Source organism: Psychromonas sp. CNPT3 (assembly GCF_000153405.2).
In the GTDB taxonomy this organism is placed as follows: Bacteria; Pseudomonadota; Gammaproteobacteria; order Enterobacterales; family Psychromonadaceae; genus Psychromonas.
In genome coordinates, this window is record NC_020802.1 from 1,862,225 (window position 1) to 1,888,977 (window position 26,753).

At 36.9% G+C, this 26,753-nt stretch carries 17 protein-coding genes; 5 read left to right on the forward strand and 12 right to left on the reverse strand.

The features are described 5' to 3' along the window. Positions 1-153 precede the first annotated feature (153 nt). From PCNPT3_RS08115 to PCNPT3_RS08150, 8 genes are all read right to left on the reverse strand, one after another. The gene (locus PCNPT3_RS08115) at positions 154-867 is read right to left on the reverse strand and encodes an exonuclease domain-containing protein (RefSeq protein WP_015465397.1); all 714 of its coding nucleotides are present in this window, start codon (positions 865-867) and stop codon (positions 154-156) included. Next, entirely contained in the window at positions 867-2,711 is a 1,845-nt protein-coding gene (locus PCNPT3_RS08120) for a putative nucleotidyltransferase substrate binding domain-containing protein (RefSeq protein WP_015465398.1), read from the reverse strand. Before PCNPT3_RS08120 ends, PCNPT3_RS08115 begins: the two co-directional genes overlap by 1 nt. A 473-nt stretch (positions 2,712-3,184) precedes the next feature. Beyond that, on the reverse strand, positions 3,185-4,345 hold the full coding sequence (locus PCNPT3_RS08125; protein ID WP_015465399.1) for an N-acetylneuraminate epimerase: 1,161 nt from the start codon (positions 4,343-4,345) through the stop codon (positions 3,185-3,187). A 190-nt stretch (positions 4,346-4,535) separates the two neighbouring features. After that, the gene (locus PCNPT3_RS08130) at positions 4,536-5,369 is read right to left on the reverse strand and encodes a MurR/RpiR family transcriptional regulator (protein ID WP_015465400.1); all 834 of its coding nucleotides are present in this window, start codon (positions 5,367-5,369) and stop codon (positions 4,536-4,538) included. Between the two features lie 321 nt (positions 5,370-5,690). Next, positions 5,691-9,224 (reverse strand): AAA domain-containing protein, encoded by a 3,534-nt coding sequence (locus tag PCNPT3_RS08135; RefSeq protein WP_015465401.1) that lies wholly within the window; start codon positions 9,222-9,224, stop codon positions 5,691-5,693. A gap of 691 nt (positions 9,225-9,915) precedes the next feature. Further along, positions 9,916-10,419: a hypothetical protein gene (locus tag PCNPT3_RS08140; RefSeq protein WP_015465402.1), complete on the reverse strand. Its 504-nt coding sequence runs from the start codon at positions 10,417-10,419 to the stop codon at positions 9,916-9,918. 203 nt (positions 10,420-10,622) lie between these two features. Beyond that, positions 10,623-10,931: a hypothetical protein gene (locus tag PCNPT3_RS08145; RefSeq protein WP_015465403.1), complete on the reverse strand. Its 309-nt coding sequence runs from the start codon at positions 10,929-10,931 to the stop codon at positions 10,623-10,625. 161 nt (positions 10,932-11,092) lie between these two features. Then, positions 11,093-11,287, reverse strand: coding sequence for a hypothetical protein (locus PCNPT3_RS08150; protein WP_156801515.1), 195 nt, complete (start codon positions 11,285-11,287; stop codon positions 11,093-11,095). Positions 11,288-11,709: 422 nt separating this feature from the next. Between PCNPT3_RS08150 and PCNPT3_RS08155 the strand changes: the two genes are divergently transcribed. The 3 genes from PCNPT3_RS08155 to PCNPT3_RS08165 all read left to right on the forward strand — a co-directional run bounded on the left by PCNPT3_RS08155 (position 11,710) and on the right by PCNPT3_RS08165 (position 14,845). Beyond that, the gene (locus tag PCNPT3_RS08155; protein WP_015465405.1) at positions 11,710-12,969 is read left to right on the forward strand and encodes a hypothetical protein; all 1,260 of its coding nucleotides are present in this window, start codon (positions 11,710-11,712) and stop codon (positions 12,967-12,969) included. A 119-nt stretch (positions 12,970-13,088) separates the two neighbouring features. After that, on the forward strand, positions 13,089-14,039 hold the full coding sequence (locus PCNPT3_RS08160) for a helix-turn-helix transcriptional regulator (protein ID WP_015465406.1): 951 nt from the start codon (positions 13,089-13,091) through the stop codon (positions 14,037-14,039). A gap of 110 nt (positions 14,040-14,149) precedes the next feature. After that, a complete protein-coding gene (locus PCNPT3_RS08165; RefSeq protein ID WP_015465407.1) occupies positions 14,150-14,845 on the forward strand; it encodes an N-formylglutamate amidohydrolase in 696 nt (231 codons plus the stop codon). A gap of 634 nt (positions 14,846-15,479) precedes the next feature. On the opposite strand, the gene PCNPT3_RS08170 is transcribed toward PCNPT3_RS08165, so the two are convergent. Further along, entirely contained in the window at positions 15,480-15,671 is a 192-nt protein-coding gene (locus tag PCNPT3_RS08170; protein ID WP_015465408.1) for a hypothetical protein, read from the reverse strand. 296 nt (positions 15,672-15,967) lie between these two features. On the opposite strand from PCNPT3_RS08170, the gene PCNPT3_RS08175 reads away from it, so the two are divergent. Further along, positions 15,968-17,950, forward strand: coding sequence for a glutathione synthase (locus PCNPT3_RS08175; RefSeq protein ID WP_015465409.1), 1,983 nt, complete (start codon positions 15,968-15,970; stop codon positions 17,948-17,950). A 3-nt stretch (positions 17,951-17,953) separates the two neighbouring features. Then, the gene (locus tag PCNPT3_RS08180) at positions 17,954-19,813 is read left to right on the forward strand and encodes a DEAD/DEAH box helicase family protein (protein ID WP_015465410.1); all 1,860 of its coding nucleotides are present in this window, start codon (positions 17,954-17,956) and stop codon (positions 19,811-19,813) included. Positions 19,814-19,901: 88 nt separating this feature from the next. On the opposite strand, the gene PCNPT3_RS08185 is transcribed toward PCNPT3_RS08180, so the two are convergent. The 3 genes from PCNPT3_RS08185 to pglZ are packed head-to-tail and all read right to left on the reverse strand — an operon-like array spanning position 19,902 to position 26,731. After that, positions 19,902-21,818, reverse strand: coding sequence for a tetratricopeptide repeat protein (locus PCNPT3_RS08185; protein WP_015465411.1), 1,917 nt, complete (start codon positions 21,816-21,818; stop codon positions 19,902-19,904). After that, positions 21,815-24,643, reverse strand: a complete 2,829-nt coding sequence (locus PCNPT3_RS08190) for an ATP-dependent DNA helicase (protein ID WP_015465412.1) — start codon at positions 24,641-24,643, stop codon at positions 21,815-21,817. Before PCNPT3_RS08190 ends, PCNPT3_RS08185 begins: the two co-directional genes overlap by 4 nt. A 42-nt stretch (positions 24,644-24,685) precedes the next feature. Further along, positions 24,686-26,731, reverse strand: a complete 2,046-nt coding sequence (gene pglZ, locus PCNPT3_RS08195) for a BREX-1 system phosphatase PglZ type B (RefSeq protein ID WP_015465413.1) — start codon at positions 26,729-26,731, stop codon at positions 24,686-24,688. Positions 26,732-26,753 lie beyond the last annotated feature (22 nt).

The following is a 26,753-nucleotide window of genomic DNA, read 5'->3' on the forward strand; positions in this document are numbered from 1 at the left end:
GATAGTGTAAACGTTACCATTCGCGACTATAGGCTTTATCTTTAAAATAACCTATCAAGGATTAAACTATGTGATCCGCATCACCGAGCAAAAGATTAAAACGTGAGTTGATTCACTTTTTGATTCGATAAAGCCCCGATAAGGCACATATTACTATTGGCTTATGCGGTAAATGTTTGCAAAGGTAGGGGCTTTATGTTGATAAATATGTGCGATTTGTGCAAGCAATAGCTCGGCAGTCGAAATAGAGTCTATGAGTGCGTTATGCGCCGTATATTGTGGAAGGTTATATCGTATTCTCGCAGATCCGAGGCGGTTATCTTGAGCCAGCGTCATTCCTTTTTGCACTGCACGCCATTTTTCAATCAGTAGCGTATCAATCCATAATAAAGGGATCTTTGGAAGCGCAAAGTATTGGTGCATATAAAAATCAAGAAAACACTGCTCTATCACTTTACCATGCACCACTAATATTTTACCTTTAGCCTTAATAAGTAGTGCATTAATAGCGTCATGTAAACTGACACCTTGGCGTAGCATTTGCGGTACAATATGATTGATCACCGCAGTTTCATGATTTATTTTTTTATCATTATTAATGTAAATATGCTCCTGAGAAGCACAAACAACCTGCAAATTCGAAATTTCGACCCAACCAATACTGATAATATCGTTATATTTAGCGATCAAGCCCGTCGTTTCAAAGTCCACGACTAAAAAAGAGATCGCACTTAACTTAGTCTCTTTATCCGGAATACGCGCCATTAAATTTTGGCGTAATGCTTTAGGCTGAATATAGGTTAAGTAATGCTTACGTTGTTTTCTTAAAATTTGTAACGGACTTTTTGTTTTTTTTAAAAAAGACACTAAGAAAGCCTCATTTTTGCAGATTGTTGCCAGTTATCAATTAAACGAAAAGCATCTTTAATATGCTTACGTTCAAAACTCCCAAAATAGTTGGGGTTTATTTGATTATCAGGTACCTCTCCCCTATTCATCATATCAACCTGATACGAAAACCGAAAACTCCTCAAGAAATCATAGGCACTGATAATATTTTTTAAGGTGGCATCATTAATAAGCCCCTTTTTATTGGCAGCAATCAACCTATCGATGGTATTACATGCATCTGACTTTGCAAATAATGCGTAGATCCTCGCTAAATCGACAATAATATTAATGCCATAACGTTTAATATTAAGTGTTTTTTCATTTTTTTCATTTTTGGTTAACACTAGGTTATGAAACACGCCTAATGGCGTACGATTTTCTACCGCATCACGGATAAGCTTCGCCAAAAAAGAACGGTGTGAGGTCATTTCTTTAAATTCATCAACCAGTATATTCCGATAGTCCTTATTACCATAAATAACGCGTGTGTCTAAAAATACGCTAAGGTGCAAAAGATATTCATATTCAGGACTCTTGATCCATTTTTTATAATATTCACGCCATACCGCAATAGGTTGGCACCACTTCAAGGTAGCAGCCATAAACTTACCAGAACAAAGTTCATACCCACAACTATCCATGCCTTTACTTACTATCATCGCTAAATGCTGGAAATAAAGTTTATCTTTTGGCGTCGCAGAATCAGACATAATAATCGCACTGTCTTGATCTGATAAAATATGCACCTCTTTACGAGCATGAGATCCCGACACAATCCACGCAAAATCGCAGGGTAAGGCCCCAAGGCGCGCGATGGCAATATCAATTAAACGCTGATTAACCGTATCCATAATGATACAAAGTATCGTGCTTATCAGGTCGGCAGGCACCTTATCATTCGCCAAAGCGATAAAAATACTATCACGCGAAAGCATATGCGTAGCAAGCTCCGATTCTGTTTCCGATTTTTTTATTTTATCGATTAGATAAACGGCTTGCATGCGCTGATTTGGGAATAATTGATGCAACGACAATAAACCGACCGGACATCCTTTTTCAATAATAGGCAGGTTTTTAATATTACTTTGCATCATACTGATAGCCCCATCAAACACCGTTTGTTGCCCATTAATGCTAATGGGTGACGGGCTCATTATTTCACGTACCGCTAAATTTGTACTTTTACCTTGTACGATCACACGTTCAATAATATCGCTATTCGTAACAATACCCACTAAGTTATTATTTTCCATAACCATTGCACAATTGCTGTCTTTAATGCGCATTTCCTTTGCAACCTGTTGAATACAATCCTCCGAATTGACGAGCGTAAAGGGATCCTTTGATACTTGATCGACCGTATTAAAAAAAGAACTATTGTTAATATCTGTCCATGTTGATTGTAATGCGCAGAGGATCCTGTCTTCAGGCCGCGTCGTAAAGTGCTGTGCATATTCAGGATAATGCGATTGAATATAGTAGATCGTTTCTGCCGGGATCAAATAAAGGAGCGTATTCTCAATCGCTTTTATTTGATAATGCGTTTCAGAATCAGAAAAAAGACTAAATCCAAAGACATCTTCTTCTTCTAAGCGGCCACGTAAAGTGCCATCAAGAAGCCTTTGTTCAATCGCCCCCGTACGCACAATGAACAGATATTTATCTTTGTCCTTTTTAGGGGCCGGGATCACTTCACCCAGCATTAAATATATGATTTTAATATTGCGAATAACACGCTTAAGAAGTACATCAGACAAGCGACTAAAGGGATCTATATTGGCAATAAATAATTCAATATTAGGAATGAGCGTCTCTGACATAATAAAAACCACGTTAGATAAAGATAATAATCATTTTATAACATACATTGGAAACGTTTACATATACATCACTTCCATTTATAAGAAATTAAAAATATCCTTATCTACCTGTTTAATTTCTTATCATTATGCACTTCAATACATTACTATTATCACTATTTTAGTGTTTTTATAATTAATTGCGAACAAAAAGGCATTCATAAACAATAAAGGATTAAAAACCTGTGGGGGATGTACTTGAATAGTCAATTTTCATTGATAACGAGACAGAAGCTCTCGTAACTATTATGCACTTTAACGAAAAACATGAAACCTACCTAAGATAGGATCCTCTATTTTAGATATATTTTAAATACAAAAAAAACGTCAATATACGATGCGTCACCTTAGTTTGAAAAGTGCTTATGCATCGTATATTGACGTTATGACTTACAAATATTTATGAAAAATAATCGATTGTAAATGTATGTTTCTTAATTTGATATGTGGACAGATGAACCATCCCAAGACATTAAATAAACATCTTTACGCGCAGAACGTTGGCTATCTTCACCACCAACCACAAGTACACCTTGATCAATCGTAAAAGAGGCTCCGTAAGCTAAACCTTCTGGTAAATTAGTTGATTGAAGCCACTCATCTCCTTTGAGTACATAAGTTTCTGCATTAAACGCTTTTCCAAAACCATTATGAGCGAACATTTTACCTTGTTTGTAAGCGAGCTTAGCGCCATGGAAATTTGCGCCACCAGCAACAATCATCACACCATTACTCATGCCTGAAAATGCGCCAGCAAGTCCCTCTTGTACATCGCTTCCTTTAGGCGCAGGTAACGATTGTAAATTTGTCCACGGTTTAGATTGACCAAAATGATATTGCTTCACTTTTTCAGTTCTTAATCCAGGCTTTATTTCACCACTAATGATGGTGGCATTGGGACCTTGAACAAGTAAAGTAGATCCACAATTTGGAATATAAGGCACAGCGCCTAATTCCATCCATTCGTTAGTTTTTGGTGAATAACTGAGCACATTACGATTCCATTTATACTCAAGCGGTTCCATTCCCATGTAATCATCAACAATTTTCTGCCATTTTTTAGGCTGTTCTTTTTTGTTCGTCGCATTGATATCTGCAAGGTAGGTATCAAAATACGTTTTATTGTAACCACCGAAGAAAACAACTTGATGATCATCAGGAGAATAAGAAGCAGCCCCCAATAAACCAACGGGTGATGTTGTCTGTATTTTTAACCACGTATTTGATGAGGCGTTATAACGGTATACCGTATCGAACAAAATAGGTGCTGCATCCGTTGATTTTATTTTACCTGAGCCACCAAAAATATAAATATCGCCCCCCACAACCGATGCCGTTGCACCACTTCTAGGTTGGCCTATAAATTCAGCACGCTTCTGCCAGCCTTTTTTAATATCTTTAAGATCAAGCATATAAAAATTCGTATCGGCAGAGCCCAAACCAACAAATAACTTATCTCCCATTTGAGCACTGACACCACTTTTCACCCCTACCGGTAAATCAGGCCAAAGATCTTTAGCAACAACGGGTGTTGCCATCAAAATAAAAGTAGCAATTAAAGGTGTAAATACTTTGGATAATTTCTGCTTGTTCATTATGTTAATTTCCCTATTTTAGATGCTCAAATGCGTTAGAAGTTGTTTATAATTCATACTAATTATCACTAAATGAAAAAATATTTCTTTGACTGACCACTAAATAAAAATATTTTTTATTTAGTGGTATAAAAAAACCCATCATTGATGGGTTTTCGTTAAAAAGGATCATCTAACTTTGTGATCAAACTCACTTCATAAGAGGCAATACGGATTCGGCCGTTTCTTGTACCACTTGCGAATATTCAGGATATTTATCAAGTAAAGTATTCACTAAGACATCAACTAACAGTAACGCGCCTACTTTAGATGCAAAAGCCCCCCCCGTTAACGGCCCTTCTGGTCGAGCTGCCACCAAAATTTCACTAGAGACCGCAGACAATGGGCTTGGGTTTATATTAGTAAAAGTGACAACAGGTACTTGTCGCAAAAAGGCTTGAGTGGCAGCGTGGATCACCTCTTTTGTCGATCCTGAACTTGAAATAGTAAACCATAAATCCCCAGGACGACAACACACCGCATTCATGGCGGCAAGGTGTGTATCTTCATACATTATGACCTTTTTACCAATACGTAAGAGCCTAAAGGCTAAATAACGCCCGACAATACTTGATGCTCCCACTCCCACACAACTGATAAATTGAGCATCATGAACGAGTTTACAAATACGTTGCAATGATCCCCTATCCAGAAGTTTAGCGGTATCTTGCAAGCTAGTAACGGCGCATTGTGCAGATACATCACTGATATCGCCTTCGAATACAGGCTTATTTAGATTAAAATTTTGGCTTAAATCGATGGCGAGCGCCATTCTAAAATCAGAATAACCTTTGTATCCCATATCACGGCAAAAACGGACGATAGTCGCTTCACTGGTCTGCGTATTACGAGCCAGGTTCGTGATCGTTTGAAATTGAACATCATGTGCATTTTCTAAAATATGATCAGCCACTATTTTTAGTTTTTTACTTAATGGCTCTATATTAGAGCGTAATCGAACTAATAGGTTTTTAGGCGTACTCACAAATTATTCCTTAATATTATTTAATGCCGAGTTAAAGTAGCAGAGTCAGCCACATAATTACATCTCTGATATTTTGAACTTGATCCATGTTCATCTTTTTTATCACATAAAAGAAAATGAAAAGATTAATTCACATCAAATAGCTCTGGTTCTTCTATCCTTCCCAGTATTTAAAGCATAAATAAAAGGGGGAAACCAATTCACAACGGGAGATATGCTATGAATCGCTTTATCATAGAGTTTGAATACCATTTACAGAAGCGCCTGTAAAAAGGTAATGACACAGAATTATTTTTTGTATGAATTAAAGCTCTGCAAAAGTTACTCAATCTTTTTTTCATTCTTCACTTTTCTACCTGGATATTCTTTATACACTACTGATTTTAAAAATTTCGATTGAGCCCTGATTTCATTTTTAAGTGCCCCCGTATAGACAAGAGACGTTTCTATATTGGCATAAACACCACTTCTAGCAGCACTAAACCAATTAAAGGAACCGACGCTAATATGGCAATCATCTGCCATTATAATCTTACTATGAACGCCTTTGATCACCGACACACAAACCCCAAGTAACGCTAGATATTCACAGAAACTAACGAATATTTTTTCTTTTTTAGCATCAAATTTATTGTGGGTGGTGGTATTAAAATGCCGATCAGTGTAAAGGTTAACCGTCACACCTCTCGCGAGTGTCGCTTTAATTGAATGTAAAATACCCGTGGAATCAAGCTTTTCTAACTGCACCCAAGGAGAAACAATAGTAACCTGTGTTTTTACTTCTCCTAATAACTCAATAATATATTCATCGTGCTCTTTAGCATTATGAATTAACTTTGGCTCTCCACATAAGTCTAATAAATCACTTCGTGATTTAGTGGAAAAAAATAATTCATTACCCTCTTTTTCAAACAAATATTTAGCGAGTATTCCACGAGGCTCTGTCGATGCACTGGCAGACATTATATCCATATCACCAAACACTAAAAAACTATCTTTGGCTCTCGATACAGCGACATTTAACATGCTTTGTGAACTATCAATAAAACTACCGTTATTGTGCCTTGTGTATACTGGCGAAAAGATTATCAATTGGCGCTCGGCGCCTTGAAGTGCATGCACCGTTCCGACTGTTAACTCATCCGCATTCTTGCCTACCTTGATCCCATACTTTTCGCACTGCTTTTCAATCTGATTAACCTGAGCTTTAAATGGCGTCACTACCCCCACAATATTCTCAAGTTTAAGTTGCTTTTCCCCGCCATATTTAAGTTCGATTTTTTCACGATTTTTCTCTAACCAATTTGCTATGGTATCCGCTTCAAGGGCGTTAAAACGGCTACCTCCCGCCTGTTGTTCAGCTTTACCATCAATATGTAAATATCCAAAGGCGGGATAAAGAGCATCATTACTTGCCTTGCCACGCATGGGAAGTAACACCCCTTGATAACAGAGATCATTACAGAACATGATGATCTCATCAAAGCAGCGTCGGTGTTCTCGCAGGTACATCCCTGATTCCATCTCGTCTTGATATTGAAAACGACTAGCAGCTTGAGCAATATGCATCACACTACCATTCACTACACTTCTGCCATTCTTTAATACTGCTTCATAGTCATCTCGTTGCGTTATTAAATTTTGACTAAACAAATTTCCTATATCAATCGCACCGGTAATAGAGCGCACAGGTTCAATCTGGTGTATATCACCAATCACCAACGATTTTTTAGCTAACGAAAAAGCGCCACCAGCGACTTCAGGTGAGACCTGCCCGGCTTCATCAACGATTAATAAGTCTATAAAATTAAATATATGCTCCTCTTCAAAGTTTCCGTCGTTAAATGCAGTTCCCGCTATCAGTGCCGGTAATGAATGAAATGTAGAAACAATACAAGGTGTTAGCATCATGCGTCTTTGCCAGCGAGAAATCACCGTTGATTTACCTGTTTTTTTCTTTAATCCGTTAAGATCTTTACCTATCTTTTTATTTTCAATTAGCCAGCTTGCTTCCCAATAATGAACCGCTAACCTAAACATAACGAAGCGAATTTTAATATCCGCCTGTTTATCTACCACATCAAAACTGGGTTTATCCGTTGAAATATCTAATGATTTAGCGAGTGTAGCCCAACAATCTTCAATCTCTTTTTGATTAACTAATAGGGCTTTTTTCTGATTGTAAACGCTCGATAAACTTTGTGATTGTCTGTCGACTTTCTCTTGATAATTCTTTAATAGCGTTTCAATATTTTCTGTCTCTAGATTATCCACTAAATCTAAAATGTCTTTACTCAGATGATCTGAAATGAAGAGTTCACGATATAAGTCTCTTTTTCTTCTAATTGATTTCATCCAGCTAAATGTATTTAACCAGAACGATTCAGATGCTAAAAATTGCTTCCATTTTTTTCTCTCACTGCTAGTTTTCTGAGATAACGCTTCAGCGTCTAATAAGGAGCATTCTAATTCTTTAATCGTCAATTCAGGGGTTTCACCCATTTCAGCTAATACTTGTTCACGAATTACGCACAGTTCAGACCACGATGTTTCAATGTCTTCCAGCTGTGACTGACAAGTACTTAACTGCAAGTGCAAGAATTTTCGAACGGCGTCAATAGAGCAAGCATCCGTCATTTTTTTTGCGCATTCTAAAAAAAAGTGCTCTGCACTTTCGAGATAATCTGAATCTTCAACCGCCTCAAAGAAAGCCTTGGTTTGAAATTTTTTCTGAGCCTCTTCTTGACGAGACTTAGACGGAAAGTACGCACCGTAGCTTTTAACATCTGGCAACCAGCGACCACTTAAAGGGCCCTTACCTTCAGAGAAATCTTTACCAAAAGCATCGATAATATTGGTGACCGCTTGATTGTTAGTAGATGCAGCAAAAATAACAGGCGCGCTCGTTTGTTTAAGTGCGGCATCTACCCACATGGACGCTACAACAGATAATACATAGGTTGTTTTCCCTGTTCCCGGAGGCCCATTAACCGCTAAAATATCACCCTCTTGCATACAAAGAGCCTGCGTTAATGCATCTCGCTGTGCGTCGGCTAGCGCGTATGAATCACTTGAATGCCCATTACGAATTGAAATTGATTTTTCAGGTTTAATACAATCATCAAAGTTAGATATTTGTCGTTTCGCATAACTCTCAAATAAGGGTAACTCTGGTTTTTTGCTAATGATTGCATCATAGAGCTCTAATATTTTTTTAGACATCCCCGTTGATTGATCTGATTTGACCACCCAAGAATACTCTAGCAAGGTATAAAGTTCATTAAGCTCACTATCGTCATCTTTGGTACAAATTGTGCGATATAAATCCACACAATGTTGTATATAATTCGTCCAATTATCCTCTTGCTGTAATAATTGTGCTTTATCAGCTTTGTCTGGTACTTCGCCCTCAGCTAATACCATTAAAGTGGAATTAGTTAAAAAATCATCTAACGCATCAACGCTACCAAGCGCTAATTGAGAGTTGTCCAATGGTGATAATAAATCTCTAGGCACCGTCACAGGGCCCGCAGGAAATAACAGACCCGCTCGGTTAACCCATAAAGGGCAAATCAATGCTGTAAAAGTTGCGGGGTATATTCCTTTTTGACTATTACCATGTATTAGCTTCAGAGTTTTTATATTCGGGCGATAAATCACTTTTACAACCGTCGTTTTTTTGTCTTCATCCGCAAACATTTTATCGACGCTATCTACATCTAATTTCCCCGTTTTTCTAATATCACGGTTAACTTGTGTAAATGAGGCTATATCTTTTTTCGTTAAAATGCCTTTGCTTGAATCAGCATCCGCAAGTGAATTACGCCAATATGTGGCCCACTTAAACTCTGTCATTAATACTCCATGATTTTTTAGCGACTGAATTGTATTTAGCGATGTACTTAGCTTTAAAACTGTTGTTTAGCTTGATCACCAACAGGTTACTTATAACGCGATTTCTTCAATATAATATTAGTAAAATGCAGTATACATTCCCCTGCTATTTCAAAGGGTTATTATTAGCATACATAATATATCAAGGCTAGTTGTGTCGTTCTACATTTCTCTATTAGAGCAGTTCATTTTTTGATCGCATAACGTGATCGCTGAATTTGGTAATATTTAATAGGTTACGTTAGAGGTTACTTCAGTTTATGGGATCTACAAGACGATAAAAGACACTAATAGACTGAACATAGATAAATGTATTGAATTTAAAGGCTTTATATGGGGTTTTTAGACGTTCAGGGAAGGTATTAAACTAGATAATGGTGCGCTACTGGACTCGACTGTAACGCATAACACTTTGATTATAAACAATAAATAAAAGTCGACACATGAAAATGTTACCTCTCGTGTTACTTCAGCCAGAGGTGACCTTCAATGCTCCTGATCCATCATTTATTATTGTAAATAACATTTACAATGCTATCAAATTATTTCCACAGAGCAAAGTTAATAGTAGCAATCAATTTTAATGACGAGATAACATCAAGAAAATCTGTAAGTTCATAGAGGTATTACTTAGTTTAAATACAACTAACTCTCATTTACAATTTTTTATCCAGACATTTTTCCCGTTTTCCATCGTATCCCAAATAAGAATAGCCTCTCCAATTCCTCCTTTTTTAGAGGGACTGAAAATTTCAATATTTCCTAGGTTATTTGATTTAACCTGTATTGAAACTTGTAGCACATAATCCAAATCATAAAACCCATCAAATTCTTCAACTTTAACGGCATCATTAGGTTTCACATTTTTATATTCATATTTATTGACTGTCGATACGTTAATGCAATTGTCATCTACGCTTTGAAACCCCCCTGTTCCGGCTGTAACTAAATCCAGTGTTTCGTCTGATGAATTAACAAAATAAAGCTCATTTCCATCACGAGCGAGCCACAATAACGGATGTCTTAGCTCGGCTTTACGCGGTGTCATCGGGCCGCCAAACTTACTCTTCCTTTTATCCATGGGTATCCATGTAAATCCATTTTCAATGACTTTACGATCTTTTGATTCAGGTAAGGTTTGATTATTACTATCCATGTCCTTCTCCCCATATTTTATTAAATTACTTAGGCTGAAATGTCAGAGTTTATGTACAAGTCTTAACTTAAGCGCATCTTGAATATGCATTTTATAACCTATAATTTATGGAACACAAATTACTGATGAAGTTGCTTAATCAACCTTATAAACAGGTTTTACAATATAGATTAAACGATAAGGAATGCTCCTCTTGAATACTTTTACTTAGGAAAATGCTCAGTTAAATATTTTTCTAAATCATTGATCACACTCGCAAGGCTTGCTAGTGATACAAAATCACTTAAGACAACATCACTTACATCATCATCTTCGCCTGATGATAATGATGAACAAAGAATGTCTTCTAACATCTCTTTGCATATGGTGTAGTCATTATATTCAATATAGCTATGTAAGTTGGCTGCTATATAGTGATATTCATCATACGCATCATTTGCAACACAGCACGTATTTAATAAATCAGCTTTAAATAGCACTTTGTTTATATGATCTTCTAACGATAGTTGCATAGTTGTTTCCCTATTTTAATAGCTTATTCAGCAGTATAATTTAAAACGATTTTTTCTTTGGAAATTAATGATCAAATCATGTGATTCGTTCATATTAATTTCCATCTGAGGGATGTTTAAATTGCGGTCGCTGTCAAGATAGTTGCAATGATTGCTTATTATTAAGCATTACTAACAGACAATATGCGATTAGATTTCCAGAGTGAAACTCGCCTTAAATCATTCTCTGCAATTGATATAGAGCCATTTAGTTTTCTATGAAGTTCGTTAGTTTCTTCATCATTGTATGCGAAAGGAAGGTTAAGTTTATATTTAGATTTATCATATTGAATATATGACTTTTGTGATTTTTTCACTGGACACTCCATTGTTCCTAACATTGATTAAAATACCTTCTTTATATTCAATTTCACGGACTTCCTTTTTTACATATTTTAATTTTATACCGAGCTATACTGCTTATGTAAAAAGATGGGTAATTGGATCATGAATAATATCGCCATCCAAAATGTTAGATAGCCCAGTCTCAGTGGTATATCAGCATGAAGTGACAAGAGAATCAATGTACAACTCAAATATGTGTTTGTTTTTATTCATCGCTCTATTTTAACTATATTTGAAATAAAAGGTTAATTCTACTGCCGAACATCTGTAATTACCCTCCCCCCACACCTTAAAATCAATGCGACGCATATTGACGCACCTATATGTATCATATAATTACTTTGTAATGGTTGACTCAAATAACCATTACGTTATTAATTTGGGAATAATGGATATGAACAAGTATTTAATAACGGCTGCGATGACTGGATTACTACTAACAGGTTGTGGCGGTTCATCTAGTGACAGTAATAATAATGTAGTAGTCCCAGAACCAGACTCCTTAATAGGTCAATTTATTGATTCTAATGTCAGCGGTGTGGATTTCAAAACGGCTACTCAAAGCGGAACAACAAATTCTAAAGGTGAATTTTCTTTTGTCTCCGGAGAAAGCGTTACGTTTTCAATTGGCGAGCTTGTTTTTCCTAGCGCAACCGCTGATGAAATTGTCACACCATTAGATCTCGCAGGGACAGAGGACGTTAGCAGCCCAGAGGTTCTCAACATGGTGAGCTTGTTGATGACATTAGATACCGATGCAAATCCCAATAATGGCATTTTCATTTCAACCATAGCAAAAGATGCGGCAGCACCTCTAAACTTTGATATGCCAACAGATGAATTTGCAGCTTCTCCTGCGGTGATCAACTTGATTTCAAACGCGGGACAAGAGATTCCTGTAACGACTTTAGTCGATGCTAAAGTAGCTCAAGAGCATATGCAAAGTAGCTTAGATAACATCACTAACCTAACAACTTATGCCGATTTTACGGGGATGTTTAATTTAGATGTTAATGCTAATGATCCAAATTACAGCGGAATTCAGAATACCTATCCTGATGGCACGTATTTGATGATCGAATATTATAGCGATGAAGAAGGTAGTGGCCTGGAATATGGTTTCCTTGGTTTAGATGATAAAGGCAATCTTAATCCAGCGATTGAAGTTGATACTAATGGTGTCGAATACGGTGGTTTAAGCAGTGGTGACTTCACTGATGTACATATGGAAGGAGATACATATGTAATTACCAAAACTGAACACAATTGTGACGGAGATGAATGCACCTATACGATGGCTGTACCTAAAGTAGCCCTATCTAGCACTTCAATTTCTGGAAGTTGGGAAACCCAAGACGGCAGTGCATCTTATAATTTCAGAGATGATGGTAAATATTTCTTTGCCAAAATTACAGATGCTAATGAAAACATAGGTATCGAAGTTGGTAATTATAATTTTGATGCCAACAGTGATACTTTGACTTTAGATCTCACTCAAGGAAGTGACTCCTCAGGCTCAACATTATTAGCGAATGATGGTGTCTCTTATACCCTTTCATCTGCCATAATAAGTAAAGATGCCCAAATATTGACATTAATGGTAGATTACAATAATGGTAAAGACACACCACTTGTATTGAACCGTAAAATGTAACACTTCATACAATAGAGATTGTATATACGATCTCTATTAATCAAACTTTTAAATAACGATTATAAAAATAAAATAGACTACCCAATAACTTACATTTAGAACTAAGCGATGGATGCTCCATGTTAAATAAATCAAGCAATAATGAAGTGGTAAACTTAGGGTTAGAGATTTTAAAACGCATCCCAAAACAAAGAAAAATAACAGCCAAAGAAATACAGCAACAATTACAAAGTGATGGCATGGAGCGTAGCTTACGCTCTATCCAGCGTAACCTAGATATGCTGAGTCAAAGCTTTGATATAGAAAAAGATGAAACAAGCAAACCTTATGGATATCGCTGGATAAATACAGCGTTACCCTTTTCAGTATCAACATTATCAGCTAAAGAATCTGTTTTATTGAGTCTTGCACATAATTATCTTACTGATCTACTTCCGCCTCAAATTTTAAAATCACTTAATGGATTTTTTGATCAAGCAAAACACCACCTTTGCCCCAATCAAATAAATGAAAAAGAAAGAGAATGGCTACAAAAAGTACGTATTGTTAGTGAAGGAGTCCCACTGCTAGCCCCCGATATTGACCAAAGAGTCTTTGAAACAATCAGTGAAGCTCTGTATCACGATAACATACTCAATATCGACTACTACAACAGCAAACAAGAAGAAAAATCAGCGCAAATTACGCCGTTAGGTTTAGCTCAGCAAGGCAAACGATTTTACTTAGTGTGTCAGTTTAAAGGCTATGATGATGTGAGAAATGTCGCGGTGCATCGGATAAGAAAAGCTACGGTATCAACATTTACCTTTAAACGCCCCACCAATTTTAAATTAAGTCAATATGATGCGGATGGACACTTTGGTTTTGCCGGACATCAAAAATGCCAACTTGATTTTTGTATCAGTAAATATGAAGGTTTTCATCTTTCAGAAACACCACTTTCTACTGATCAACAAATGATTGAATTTGAAAATTATTACCAAATTAAAGCAACGGTTATCGATTCATTACGTTTAAATCAATGGTTGAAAGGGTTTGGTGATAATGTGTGGGATGTGACCAAATATTAATGATTTTTTAAACTTAAATCTCTGTTATCTACATTCATATTTTTATAAGCGAATTAAAATAACATATATATTTATGGACGATTGATACTTCGATTATCAAGGAAACAAACATGATTTTACATATACCGCATAGCGGAACTGATACATTAGATAGGAATATCCGTAGACACGATATTCTACGTGGTACTGATTGGTTTACTGATGAATTATTTTGGCATCGTAGTGCCGAACGAGTGGTCCAGAAACATTCAATATTTATTGTTGATTGTGAACGCCTACCTGATGATATCGAAGAGCTATTAAAAGATGGTTATGGTATCTCATACACTAAAGATTTTGATGGTAATGATATTGTTGTTCCAGATAAAGAAGCAATGATCAAAATTTATAATGATCATCATAAAGAATTAAATGCTCTTTTCAGAAGGTATCTTTGTTATTTTCCAGTTCTATTTTGTGTTGATTGTCATAGTTATGGTGATGCACAGATCGTTTCTGATGTTGATTTTTGTTTAGGACATAACGCCGATTTTAATAACTTTGAAATGCTCGAAAAGATGAAGAACCTTTTAGAGAGTGAAGGTTATAAAGTCGGAATTAACAATCCGTACAGTAATGCTATCGTACCTAATCAATTTTATGGCAACGATAACGTTAAAAGCATAATGATTGAAGTTAATAAACGACTTTATTTAGATAATCAAAACACCGAAGCATTCTGTAAAAGTAAAGACTTCGACAAAACTCAAAACGTGATAACTAGTTTATTGGAAATTATTTATCAAGAGGAAGACAGTTATAATTAAACGTCCCCTTTCTAGGCGAACGGCATTTGCATTCTGGCGTTAACTCAAATTTATAACACACCAGTGGGTTGTCATTTTTGGCGACATTGTAATCAACACACGGCTTTTTATATCCTATTAGGCGACTTTTTCAATATAAGATTAGTAAAATGAAGCATCCATTACCCTGCTATTTCAAAGGGTTATTATTAGCATACATAATATATCAAGGCTAGTTGCAGCGTTCTACATTTCTATATTAGAGCCGTTCATTTTTTTGATCGCATAACGTGATCGCTGAATTTGGTAATATTAAATTGGTTACGTTATAGGTTACTTCAGTTTTGGGCTCTACAAGACGATAAAAAACACTAATAGACTGAACATAGATAAATTTATTGAATTCAAAGGTTTTATATGGAGTTTTTAGACGTTCTGGGAGGTATTAAACTAGATAATGGTGCCGCTACTGGACTCGACCGTGATATATAACACTTTGATTGTAAACGGTAAATATAAGTCGGCACATAAAAATGTTACTTCTCGTGTTACTTCAGCCATAAGTGACCTTCACTGCTCCTGATACATCATTTATTATTTTAAATAATATTCACAATCCCTTACTTTTAAGTGATATTAGATATAATTACCAACTTCACTTTAAAATAGAGATCATATGACTACAATTTAACATTAAAGATAAGTACTCACCATCTTGAATATTTTTAGAAATAAAAAGTAATAATAAGCGGGTAAATATCATTACACCGATTTTATCAACTAATAGTTCAAAGCTATTAATTGCCTCGATGTTAACCGCAAGTTCAAGCCAAATAAAAATCGCCACAAATCCCACGTAATAGCGAGGCTATATGTATCGCATTACGCTGATACTAATTTAGGATTATATCCTCAGCAAACTTCTGTAGCAGGTGGAATGAGCGAGTGATCTCAAAAAATCATTGAAACTATATCGATAACTATCAAATTCAACGATTTAACAAACAAATTAATGTAATGTGTTTAGAGAAAACTATTTACACCTAATTCGATTAGGTGTCTAAATTATAATTAATAATGTGATGTTATAGCCGTTTATCACTTATTACTACTGTATAGAGCTTCTTTTATTAAGGAATTAAAGTGAATACCCCACAAAAGCATCGCGCACTCGTCACTGAAATATTAAATAGTAATACGCTGCATTCTCATCAAATTAAGGCCGCTAAAAAAACATATGACGCGTTCAATGGAAATATCAGAGCCGTTGTAACAGCCGCTGAAATGCAAGCGGGGAAATCAGGTATCGCACTAGCACTTTGCTGCCTTCAAAGATTTAATCTATCAGATCAGGATATTTGTGATCGAAGAAAACTCAAAGACACTCTTTACCTCATTACGATGCCTGATACGGCATTACGTGACCAAGCAGAAACAGATCTTAAATTAGCCAAAAATGTCGTCGTTAGCAATTTTGTTAATTTTGACAAAGCACTAGAAAATGACTTTAAAGGTAATCCACCCAAGTTGATTATCATTGATGAATGCCATTATGGCTCAAACATTAGCGGTATTAGATATAGCAGTATTTTCGACTATCTAGAAAACGAAAATGACACATGTAAAGTAGTATTCATTTCTGCTACTCCTTTTGGTGCTTTATACGGAGCAGAAACTGAATACCTAGAAGCTTTAGATATTTGTACGGAAGCAAAAGAAGAGCATAACGAAGAATTATTACAAGAATTACAACAGGCAGCGAAGGAAGCCTTAAAAGATTCAATTTTACGTCGAGATTTCGGTACACGTTTAGTGTTTCACAAAACGAGTGATGAATATTACGGCGTTAGAGAAATGTTATCCAATGACCGTATTCAGCATTTAGACGATGATTGTCGAAATTTTCTTATTGATTCCGAACCACGATTAAACTTTATGAATCAATTTAAACAACATAAAGGCATGGGTTGGTCTCTGATTCGAGTTCCTGCAGGCAATGCTATGGATGCCAAACAGTTTTTTATCTCACAAGGAATTGATGAGCATAATATTTTCATTTTAGGCAATTCATTATCAGGAGTCCCTGAAGATGAGCTTTCTACTATAGTTCGCTTCAAAAAAGATTTTGAAGACGCGCTGTTATTTGGTGACAAGCTTGTTGCTATAACTGTTGCAGGCTGTCGAGCAGGTATTAACTTCGGTCCCATGATGAAAAACAACCTCATTTCAACATGGGACAGCACAATTGCAAGTGTGGCAGCAGTGGTACAAGCAAATATTGGTCGAGCTTGTGGTTATCATGGCAACAATACTTCTATGCACTATACCAATGCTAATGCGGCTGAAGCTTATGGTGCGATTATAGATTACCTAGAAAGAACATGTTCAGAACATGCTGCGTCTGATTTTGACGGATTAAAAGAATTCTTTGAAGATATTTGCCAGGAATATCAAGTCAACGGTCTAGATGTTGGTCTCACGGTAAAATACAAAAAACGACGACCAATTGGTGATGTGGAAACATACGTAACAGATAGCTATGTAGCAGTTCCAGCAAAACTGTTAGAGCCAGATTTCGATTTTAGCGTATTCACGTCAGACAAAAACATACTTGCAGCAATTGTCATATTACGAGAAGAGTTCACTAAAAAAGGCGCTCCTTCGGTTAAAGGTAACCGAGCAATGCGTGGGAAAAAGAAAAACTGGATAAAAGCTCAATGGGTTAATGGAGATAGTTACGACAACCCAGAAAAGGCTGGCGTTGACGGCCCTCAAAAGGATAGAACCATTTTGTTAACTAACATGTTAGATAATGATAAAGCGGTCGAGTTTAACCGTGTGGTGGCGCCTGGCTCTGGTGAGCTAACAGAAGATAAACTCATCACAGCAACTGTATTTAGTATCTACAATATATCTCGTCGTAAAGTAATCAAGACTATGATGACCAAGCATGATGTATTTAACATGTGCGATCACTTTAACATTCCTCATGACGATACTATATTTGTGCTTTATAAGCGGGGAGAATATGATATTGAAAAAAGTATTGCAAAAAAAGAACACAATAAACAACCAGAAACATCGGTTAACCTAAGTGATGAATCTCAATTTTCAGCAGAGCAATAATTCATGAGTAATACAGCAGACAAGCATCGATTATTGATCAATACAGTAATATCTCAAAATACCTTTGAGCATCAGCGTAAGGCCGCTCAAAGGGCTTTTTTACATTTTAATAATAACAACAGAGCGGTTGTGATTATCGCAGAAATGCAATCTGGAAAATCAGGTATTGCTTTAGTTCTCTCCTGCATACAACGGCAAAAGCTCAATGACATTGACATATGTGACCACAAACAATTAAAGGATACTCTTTATCTTGTCACTATGGCTGACTTATCATTACTAGAACAAGCTAAAAAAGATTTAGCATCTTGCAATAATGTTGTCGTAAGTAATTTTATTAATTACGAATCAGCATTGGCTAGCCAATTTAAAAACCAACCGCCAAAATTAATTATTATTGATGAATGTCATTACGGAGCAGGTTCTAACGCAATCCGTTATTCAAAGATATTTGACTATCTAGAAAAAGATAATACTCTCTGCAACGTGGCTTTTATCTCTGCGACACCTTTTAGTGCTTTGTATTCAGCAGGTTCAGACTCAATATTACGCCATAACTTTAAAACCAGTCTTGTTTTTCATGAAGCAAGTAATGAATACCATGGCATTAGAGAAATGCATCACCATAACCAAATAGTTCAGTTAACCGAAGACCAACGAAGTTTTTGTGAAGAATCTTTATTAAGAAAACGATTCATTCGACAATTTAAAGAGCATAAGCATTCAGGTTGGTCCTTAATCAGAGTACCTAGTGGCCAGGCACAAACAGCCAAAAACATACTGTTAGAAAACGGCATCACCGAAGATCAAATTATAATAATAGGTCAAAGTTTAGTCGGCGTAGACGAGGTTGATTTAGCGAGTATTGAAGATTTTAAACGTGAGTATCAAACTGCATCTATGTTTGACGAAAAGCTAATTGCTATCACTGTCGCGGGTTTTAGAGCGGGTATTAATTTTGGCCATGAAATGAAATGTACCCTGATCAATACCTGGGATAGCACAATTGCCAACATTGCCGCTATAGTTCAAGCGAATATCGGTAGGGCCTGTGGTTATCACAGCAATACTCATGCTAAGCATTACACTAATCTTGATGCTGTTAGCGCTTATAGCGAATTATTAGCGCATCTAGAAAGCAGGGATGCGAGCTGTGAGTTTGAAGGCCTACAACAGGTCTTTGAAGAAATATGCGCTAAATATGATGTACGTGGTTTTGACCGAGGTACTACCATCGGCCCTACGCCAGATTTTATCGTAACCAAGAAACAGGATGATCGTAAAACCTATCTGACCAAAGGCTACGTTGCCATTCCAGGTAAGTTAAACGATCCTGAATTTGATTTCACCGAACTAACGACTGACACCGAATTACTCAAAGCAATTCAACTTATTCGACAATCATACTTCGACGATAATGGCCCATACAAAAAGAAAGGTAGAGCCCTACGTGGTGAACACCAAAATTGGATCAAAGCTCAATGGGTAAATGGTGCGACTTATGACAATGGAACAAATAGCAGTGCGAAATTAAGAGCCCTCTCTTTTACGTCTTCAATCGATAATGGAGAATCAATTGAGTTTAACAAAATAGTTAATCCTGGTGGTGAAACAACAGAAGATAAAAAAGTAATGGCAACCATCTTTAGTACCTATAACCTTTCAAGGAAAATGGACGCTTATAAAAGGTCAATGGATTTAGATGATATGGAGGAGATCTGTAGTTTGTTAGGGGTTGAAACCGATGATACCGCTATTCTCCTTTTCCAACGCGGGGAGTTTTCTCTGCCACTATCGGATAAAAAATTACTATCAAATTCAGTTTTGCAAACGACTAAAATTCGTCACAACAGCGTATTTTGAACACCATGTTGTTGCATGTAAATAAGTACCGTGATGTGATGTGATGTATTGTTACATCTGTGACATCACGTAATATTCCCATCAGCTGTTAACTTGTAACATCCTGTGCCACTTCTAAAATCTTCAGAGCTTTCCAGCCCCAAGTTGCCTTTTTTTTATTATAATTGAGTACTGCAATGCCTTTAACAAGAGCCCCATTACTGATGCTATATTGTGAAATCATAGGTGGGGCAACAAAAATATTATCATCAGTAAAGCCCATCCCATTTGATTCTCTAACACTGCGGTTAAATTCTCTATAAACAGCAGTACTGGCTAGTGATTCTGTTTGTTTTACTGATAACACTCTGTAGCCCAGACGTTGCTTAGTTTTGAATTGAGCCACTTTGAGTAAAAGTGAATCCCCCTCTTCTACATTAAAGTCAATGTCGGAAAAAGAAATTATAGAATTGATACTTTTGTTAACGATAAAATGGAATAGATTTTTTTTGTGGTTAACATGATCAACCACTCCTACGTGTTCTGAGAATATATCCCATTTAACTTGGGTATCCCGGTCCTGAATCAAATACACTTGATATTTTTCACCTTCATCAAAGCTCCCTTTAATACAGAGCCCTGTACCTATATCACTAAATCTGTGTTTATTTTCAGGTATTGAAATTTCTATAGGTTCACTTTGTCGATTAACCTTTACGTAGATCTTTCTCTTAGGTTTATTCGGCTTATCAGGGATCGTAAAACGATCCCCAATACAAGCTTTGTAAAACGGCAGTTGACTAAATAACAACGCTTCGGCTTTCACTATATTTGACTGATAAAAGCTTTTATTATTACCATTAGTAGGAAAACTGCTAAACCACTCTGAAGAGTGAAGAATGCTCACATCATCTGGAATTTTTAAGCCTTCTTTTTGCTTTGCTTGCAATACGTTTTCAACTTCTACTTTTGCAGCCGAAAACTCACCTTGAGCAACAAGTAATTGAGCAAGTTTTGTTCTAATTTTTGTTGTAAACTTATCATCAGTATAACAAAGGAGTGCTTTACAATAGCAGCTCTGTGCTATTGCTTCATCTATCTGTAGGTTAACATCTCCAAGCAAAGCCCAAGACCAGTAATCATTGACCTTAGAACGCGTCACTTCCACTGCAAATTGAAGTGCTTCATCACTGAGTCCAAGCTTGAGAAGCACTTTTGCCTTATTTAGCTTCAACCATATATTCTCAGGAAACAGCTCAATAGCTTTATCTAAGTGAGGAAGAATATAGTTTATACGCTCCGTATCATTTGAAGTCACAGACTCTTTAGCTGCCTGTTGTATGATTTTCTCGCCTAATGATGGATATTTATCGCCTTTATCATTTACATAAGGCTGAAAATCATCAGCACTCAAGTACTCTAGTTGCCAATAACTAACAAATGCCAGTAGATTAAAACTAGAATTACCAGCGAGACGAGACGCAAGTTGGAGGATGCTTGAATGCAACCGAGATGGCTTCTCGATTAATTGTAATTTCAAATAATCCGCGAGTAATCGCTTAGCACTGTAAACATTAATATGCTCTTGTATTAAAGCCTGTTTGAGTAAACGATACAGCTCCCAGCCTAGAGATGTTTGCACGTCACTATCTCCCAGCCCGTCTAAACAAAGCTGCTTATAAATATTCGCAGCTTGTAAGTGATTCCCTTCTTTACTCAATGACTTTGCTTGGTTAATTAGCTGCCCTTGAGGATTACATAAAGACAATGCAAATTTTACTTGTTTAGTTAATATTTCATCACTAGGGGCAACGTTAATAGATTCCAACTGTTTAATATAACTTTCTAAATAACCTTGGCTATTTGATGAAGAATCTCGTTTTATAAGATCCACAAGACACCAAGCTAATGCTTTGAAGTTCCATTCATCATATTCATTATTTTCAACTAACTGAACCCCCATTTGATAGGCTTCATCTAGATTTCCTGATTTACGCTCCGCAAATACATCTTTACTTGTAATCATGCGCTTAACCCCTCAGTCAGTATTTTTTCAACTTCAAGAACAAAATCAGCACCAACACACTTGCTTCTCAAAGGATGCACCTTGGTAAACTGTTGTTTACCATTGAAGTTGATATCAACAACGGCGACAGAGCCACTTTTACTAAAGCTGTAGCGTAAAGCCCATTGTTGTTCTTCAGCAGACATTAGTGTAATTTCAGCATTAATGATCAAAGGCATTAGACGTTCATGAAAAGCTAGCTGAAACTCTTGCGAAAATATCGCCGCACCATTTCCCATTGGAAATACATGCGCTAACCCCATTTTCAAAGAAGATATTAATTGAACAACTTCACTGCTAAGGGGGGACAATGATGGCGCATTAATTTGACTTACCTTACTTTTAGAGTTGTACCAAATGCTTACTCGTTCAGTTTCTTCCTGACGATTAAAGAAATAAACTTCTTGCCATTCTTTGTGATCAATGTCGGTTACTATGATGCCACTTTTAACTAATTTCTGCCTTACAGCTTCGAGTAACTGCAATAAAAATTGTTCACAGGAAGGAATACCAAATGTTTCATTATTGCAAGGAGCAGTTACAGCCGTAGTTTCAGATAAACTAACATCTGTATTGCGGATCTCTGGCTGAACCTTCATCGATACTGATGTGACCATAGATGCGGATTTAATCATAGAAGATCCAACACTTGATACCGTTTTCAAGTTAGATCCCACCTTTATTTTAGGAGCTTCTAGCAAATATAATTTGTTAGCGGTACGGGTAATGGCTGTATATAACCAGCGAAAGTAGCCAGAAGACAGTGTTTTCTCATGTGTTTTACATTTAACAAATACATGATTCCATTCACTACCCTGTGCTTTGTGACACGTAATCGCGTAACCAAATTTAACACGTAACGCATTAAAATAGGGATCACTATATAGTGTTTCTTTGAATTCGAGACTTTTACGGGGTAAGCGGGGGTAACGCATACAGAAGTCTACATACAATGCCTTATTTTGATCAGAAGACAGTTGTGGTTGCTCTGAATAAAGCAGACTTTCAATTATTTTTGCATTGAAGAAACGAGAATTACCGTCAAGGTCTTTAAAACCAACTTCAACATTTCTAAAAATTAATTCAACTTCTATTCGCTTATCTTTACTTTTTGGGTTTAGAACTATTTTCTTGCACTCCGAAGGCGCTATAACTTGGCGCACTAATCCAAATTCACCATTGGATATATAAAAACCATGTCGATCACTGTTTGAAACAGCCATGATTTTATCACCAGCACAGACTTGTGGCTGCTGTGGAAAAAAACACTCTCTAATTCTTTGGTTATAATGCAAAACATCTTTATTAGTGCCTGCAATCACTATCGACTCTGCATTGATTTTGTTTTGGCAGGATTGTAAATACCTGGGCATTAGATCTGCGTGCTCGATTTCTTCTATGTCAGTTACTTCAGTGTCCAAAGATAAGTGATTAAAGACTCCAGAATTCAGCGCCTCACGTAAAACAATTGAGTTTTGCATAACACCACTGTCAGCTTTTTGTCTAACTACCTCAGTAAGCTCAAATGTATCAGTTCTTAAACCAAATTGTTTATTGAGGTAATCTGACGAAAGCGCAGGAGAAAACTTCATTCCAATGGGCGGTAATTGAGCATCATCACCAATGAAAATAACCTTTTTGCTATGATCATTATGATCCAGATTTACAAACTTTAAGAAGTCACTCAACAACTTACCCGTTCCACATCTAAAGAACTCATTTTCCTGATAAAAATCAGAAATCATCGATGATTCATCAACGATAAAAACTGTATCTGCAGAAAGCTCATTAACGGCTATTTGCGCATAAACTTTATACGTTTCAGAGTCTATACCTTGCTCATCTCGATACTCGACTAAATCCTTAAAAGAGTAGATTGTTTTGTGTAATGTATACGCCTCACAATTAGTTTTATTAGAAATTACCTTAGCAGCTTTACCCGTCGGTGCTGCTAGCACAAATCTACGCCCAATCAATCTAAAATATTCAGTTAGCCCTTTAGTAATAAAAGTTTTACCCGTGCCTGCATACCCTTTAAGCTGGAATACATTACTACTTTTATCATTCAAGAAACTGTCCAAGCGACGAACTAACTCAGACTGCCCCGAGGTCAGATCGTACTCAGCGAAAGAGTCTTCGATTGAGATATTATTTTTGGTTACATCTTGTTCAAAATCAATCGTATTTGATGCTAACGTTGCTTTTTGTTTGAAGGAATCCAACTTAGACTGATCTACATTATTACTAAACTGAGAAAGTTCTTCCTGAGCTGCTTTTTCACTCGCTTCTAGCGACACAAATTCTTGCCTTGAAGCTGCTAACTGAATAGCCATCTCATCATGACTCTTTGACAATTTATCTATCGAATCAGGTCTTACAGGTACAATAAAACTAGGGTAATCAATATGTAATTCACCACTGTATGACTTATGGAGCCATTGTCCTATCAAGTAAGCTTCTTTGAGTAACCATAACGCATCATCCGTTGTTGCTTCATTGTGATGAACTGCTCGGTTACCTTTCATGCGAATTGCATGGAGCTTCTGACAAATTTCTTCCCCCACTAACTCAACAAATAGTTCCGACTTTAACTTATCGACCAAATTTGATCTAGGTTCGCAAGGCAAATTTAATTCACGGTATAAAATACCAACCACAGATTCGCAATAACATCTTAGCTTCGTCAATGCCGATTGTGGATCGGTATATACATAATTTTTAGCATGCTCTACAAAGCAGTCTAATTGTGGCCAACGCTTTTCTAGAGGGATAAAATTCTTAACCATATTTCTGCCTTTTTCTCTTTACAGCTTAAGATAAGAACTGCTTTAATTTCTTATCTTAATATTCAACTCAGGGGTCAAACACTCCTGCAACGACAAGCCACCATGATTATAATAATCGCCTGCAACATAAGCCGAAATTCCTGGAGCCATAGCAATGCTTACATTTTCATTCCAATGCCATGGCACCACTAAACCATCATGTTGAACATTATCTTTCAAAATGGCGCAACGATGTTGACGATTTTTACCGAACGACTTATTTAAATCGTCTTTTGGTAAACCATCTGGAACCCATAACCAACCATGATCGGTAACTATCTTAATTTTGGACCAGCCTGCATCAAGTAGACCTTGTATTCTTGCTACAACATCATCCAATATTTGGTCAATAAACAGCGGTAGTTTGCGTTGCTGTTTATGCCCCATATTATCTAAATCACCGGTTTGAACCCAAGCATAGCCTGTTGGTTTTCCTGTCTCTAATCCATCCAGGTATTGCCACCCTTTCTCTTTTAGTAGCTTTTTCAAATAATGACTACTAAAAGTTGCATGACCATCCGCAAGTGCGGGAATAAAGTTATCATTATCTTGTAAGCCCGTAAGCATATCTGCAACGGGAGTTACGGCCGCTTTCGCTGTTGCGGTTAACGAGGGTAATGCAGACCAACGAGGCTGTAGGTCAATATCAATTGATAACTTCGATAGCTTCTGTTCAAGCATTTTGGCCGTGTCAAAACGTAAACCATCTACAAAGAATACAACTTGGTTGCCAGTAGAGTAACTCGCAACAGGCTCTTCAATCCGATTTTTACCAGGGTAACCTGCTTGCGCAACTAATCGTTGGAAATTGATAGTGGTCTCTGATAACCACGGGCTATAGATAACCGCTAACACATTCGCGACAAGCTCCTGCTGGTGGATATCACGTGTTTTAGCCATGCTAGCTAAAACAGCAGCATCAGCTTGCCAAAAACGTTGTGAGTAGTGCTCAGCCATAACCTCTGGTGAACTACCCGAAAATACTATTTTAGTATGCTTAAATACCGCAATAACCTCTTCTAGTATTGCTAACCAGGGCGAAAGTCCTAATCGAGACCAAAGCCATTCTTTTCGAGGCGAGTGTGTTTGCCAATGCGCTTCAAACTCAGCTTCTAAATCAACTTTTGATTTACCTTCAATCGTTTTGAAAGCAGACTCAATCGATTGTTCATCGATCACATTTCCTGATAAATAGTTTTCAGGATTAATAACTGCTAACACATCCGGCTTGATCTCTTTTAATTGTTCAACTAACAAAGGTAAGTTATTCGCAGTATCTTCGAACCGAGTCCAAACTGATTGCCACTCGCATTGCGCATCACATAGCAATGTTAAAGGCGCTAAAATATTTAAGCTATCTGGTATAAAGCCAAATTGAGATAAGCAATACTCAGTAAAAATCGTCCACTTGCTCTCTGACCATTGTTTTTGTTTTCCTGCCGGAGAGTTTAACCAGCCAAGGATATCTTTTGCGGGATCATCTAATACTATCGAGTAAAAGTCTTCAGCTTCAAGCTTTTTTCCTTTAAGGCTTGCTACAGGAGTCTCTAATAGCTCAGGTAACACATTTATAAGCGCGTCTAAGGTCTTTTTATCTTTAGCAATATCTAGCGCTATACCGACTTTAGGGTTAGCCAAAAATGAACTCACCGTCCAATCTCGCCCTGCGGAGTTATATGCCCACCAGCAACCTCTATATTGCAACTCAGCCAGCGGTTTTAAAAATTCAGGGCACTGTTCAATCGCACGTAAATCTTTACGCCCAACACCTGGCAGATAGATAATTGGCGTTTGACCTTCAGGTAACACGCACTCCTCAAGCTTATTGGCAATCGCACACTTAACCCAAATAGCAGGGCCAATACGCTCATCTGGTTGATAGTCACCCAGTTCGATAAGTTCTGGAATTTGCTTTTTAATGAAAGGCATCGCAGCGTGCCATTGCTTATCGATATCTGTCCATAAAATAGCAGCAGGTGCGACTTGGTTGCTTTTGTTGTACGCAGCACACCCACGCAGTTTATCTTTTAAATATTCAATTAACATCATGATTTATACCAGTGCTTAAATA